The organism is Halolamina salina, assembly GCF_042678005.1.
GTDB lineage: Archaea > Halobacteriota > Halobacteria > Halobacteriales > Haloferacaceae > Halolamina > Halolamina salina.
The window spans coordinates 1-2,955 of the sequence record NZ_JBHUDH010000224.1 but is presented as its reverse complement, the minus strand read 5'-3'; the positions used below and the strand labels follow the sequence as shown (position 1 = coordinate 2,955).

Sequence of the window (2,955 nt, the reverse complement as noted above, 5' to 3'; positions counted from 1 at the left end):
CAGGAGAAGCAGCCGGCGTTAGTTCAGCTTCTCGCGGGCGATCCCGACGCCGGTGGGGGTGACGACGATCTGGTCGTCGCCCTTCTTGACGATGTCGCCGTCGACCTCGTCGGCCACCTGTCGCAGCTCCTCGACGATGCGATCGCTGGCGGTGTCGGTCGTGGAGTGGCGGGTGATGTCCGCGACGACGAGGTCGCCGTCGTAGACCGCGTCCTTGATCGCGATCACGTCCTGCTGGCCGCCGATCTCGGCGAAGTGGACGCTCATCGTCCCGGCGGCGCCGGGGCTCTCGAAGTCCTCCTCGAGGTCGAGCGTGGCGTAGTCCTCGGTGCTTCGGTCGCCGCCGCCGCCGAGGATCTTACTCATGATTCCCATGCCCGAAAACTCCGGGGCTGCGGCATTAGTTCTTGCGCCGTCCGCTCGCGACCGGGCGACGGCCGCCCATCTCGCCGGGGGAGGACGACTTTTCCCCGCTCCGTCCACAGCGACGCCCGTGACGTTCAGCATCTGCGTGCGCGAGGAGTACGAGGACGAGGACGGCAACGAACAGCGGCGGTTCGGCGTCGCCGTCACGACCCGGCTGCCCGCGGTGGGGACGCTCTGCCCGTTCGTCTCCGAGAACGGCGCGGTCGCGACACAGAGTCTGGTGAACGTCGAACTCGGCGAGCGCGGGATCGAGTACATCGACGACGGGCTCGCGGTCGAGGACGCGCTCCGGTCGCTGCTGAACGCCGACGACGGCGCCGAGAACCGCCAGCTCCACGGCGTCGACGCCGACGGTGCGTTCACGTTCTCCGGCGAGGAGTGTCACGGCTGGTACGGCCACCGCGAGGGGGAGAACTACACCGTCGCGGGCAACCTCCTCACCGGCGAGGCGGTGATCGAGAGCGTCGCCGAGACGTACGCGGAGTCGGATCGCGACGCGCCGCTGGCCCAGCGACTGATCGATGCGCTCGGCGCGGGCTACGCCGAGGGCGGCGACAAGCGCGAGGAGCTTCACGTCCAGAGCGCCGCGCTGAAAGTCAGAAGCACCGAGGACGGCGACGAGCCGTACTACAACGACCTGCGCGTGGACGCGACCGAGACGCCGATTCAGGAGCTCCGGGAGACGTACCGACTGGCCAGCGACGGGTTCGAGCAGGCGATGGCGCGCTACGAGGAGGCGATGGAGGCCGACGACCTCGACGCCGCCGACGAGGAGTAGTCGACCCGCGACCGTCGACTGCCGGCTCCCGGGGTTTGATAGGCGCTCGGGGCTATGCCAGCCTGTGTCTATCGAGGAACCCTCCGAGGACGCCCCCGACGCGTACCGCGACCTCATCGAGCAGAACCGACGCATCTCCTACCTCGGCGACGCCAGCGGCGTGCTGGGCTGGGATCAGCAGGTGACCATGCCCGAGGGCGGCGCCCCCGCCCGGGCGAAACAGCTCTCGGCGCTCTCCTCGGTCACCCACGACCTGATGACCGACGACGAGTTCGAGGAAGCGCTTTCCGGCGCCGAGGACGCCGCTGACGAGCTCGACTGGCGCCAGCGGGCCAACGTCCGCGAGATCCGGCGCAACTACGACCGGACCGCTGACGTGCCCGGCGACCTCGTCGAGGAGCTCTCCGAGGTCCAGAGCGAGAACCAACAGATCTGGCAGGAGGCGAAGGCCGAGGACGACTTCGAGCTGTTCGCGCCGCGGCTGGAGAAGCTGCGTGACCTCTCGATCCGGCGCGCCGAGCACATCAGCCCGGATCAGGCGCCCTACGAGGTGCTGTACGAGGACGGTCTCCCGTACATCTCCCGGGAGCGGATTCAGGAGATCTTCGACCGGCTGAAGTCGGAGCTGGTGCCGCTGATCGAGGAGATCGAGCAGCACGGCGACGAGCTCGCCTCCCCGTACGAGGGCGGGGAGTACGCCGAGGAGAACCAGCGGGCGCTCTCGGAGGCCGCGCTCGACGCGATCGGCTACGACCGCGATCACGGGCGGCTGGACATCTCCGCCCACCCGTTCACGTCGGGCAACCAGTTCGACGCCCGCGTGACCACGCGGTACAAGCCCGGCAACCCGATGGACGCGCTGACGGCGACGATCCACGAGTACGGCCACGCGAGCTACATGCTTGGCCTGCCCGAGGAGCACTACGGCACGCCGCTGGGCCAGTCGCTCTCCTCGGGTGTCCACGAGTCCCAGAGCCGCTTCTGGGAGAACCACGTCGGCCGTACGAAGCCGTTCTGGGAGTTCTTCCTCCCCGAGGTGAAGGAACACCTCGACGGCGTCGACGACCTCACCGCACAGGAGGCCTACGAGGCGGTCAACCGCATCTATCCGAACAACCTCATCCGGGTGGAGGCGGACGAGCTCACCTACCACCTCCACATCATCCTCCGGTGTGAGATAGACAGCGCGTTCGTGGCGGGGGAGATCGACGTGGAGGAGATCCCCGAGCTCTGGAACGAGAAGATGGAGGAGTACCTCGGCGTCACGCCGGACGGCGTCGGCGAGGGCTGCCTGCAGGACATCCACTGGTCCTCGCGGTTCGCGGGGTTCCAGGGGTACACGATCGGCAGCGTGCTCGCAGCGCAGCTCGATGCGGCGATGCGCGACGACATCTCGGACGTCGACGGCAAGATCCGCAACGGGAACTTCGAGCCGATGCTTGAGTGGATGAACGAGAACGTCCACAGCCACGGCCGCGCGTACACGTCCGACGATCTGATCGAGGAGGCGACGGGCGAGCCGCTGACGGCCGACTACTTCCTCGACTACGTGAACGAGAAGTTCACGGATCTGTACGGGCTGTAAGTCGACGTATCCACGTTTTGGTTCTTTTTCATTTGGTGTGTGAATCCCCCGTCTCGACGCGATAGCGACGGTTCGGTGTGGGGCGGCGACCGCAACAGCGTCTCGACGCTAGACCACTTGCGACCGCAGGGTGCCGGGCACGAGGCCCGGCACAGCGCCGAGTCCC

Annotated in this window: 3 protein-coding genes; 2 read left to right on the top strand and 1 reads right to left on the bottom strand. The window is 67.7% G+C overall.

Annotated features, from left to right (window positions below):
• Window positions 1-18: 18 nt before the first annotated feature.
• Entirely contained in the window at window positions 19-375 is a 357-nt protein-coding gene (locus ACFR9S_RS14900) for a cell division protein SepF (RefSeq protein ID WP_379732251.1), read from the bottom strand.
• Window positions 376-493: 118 nt separating this feature from the next.
• On the opposite strand from ACFR9S_RS14900, the gene ACFR9S_RS14895 reads away from it, so the two are divergent.
• Together ACFR9S_RS14895 and ACFR9S_RS14890 are read left to right on the top strand one after the other, a co-directional pair.
• The gene (locus ACFR9S_RS14895) at window positions 494-1,204 is read left to right on the top strand and encodes a DUF1028 domain-containing protein (protein ID WP_379732252.1); all 711 of its coding nucleotides are present in this window, start codon (window positions 494-496) and stop codon (window positions 1,202-1,204) included.
• Window positions 1,205-1,268: 64 nt separating this feature from the next.
• Window positions 1,269-2,789: a carboxypeptidase M32 gene (locus tag ACFR9S_RS14890; protein ID WP_379732253.1), complete on the top strand. Its 1,521-nt coding sequence runs from the start codon at window positions 1,269-1,271 to the stop codon at window positions 2,787-2,789.
• Window positions 2,790-2,955: the final 166 nt, after the last annotated feature.

Bases quoted from the DNA above. Each gene is read 5' to 3' on its own strand.
- ACFR9S_RS14900 (WP_379732251.1), bottom strand. From the start codon at position 375: ATGGGAATCATGAGTAAGATCCTCGGCGGCGGCGGCGACCGAAGCACC.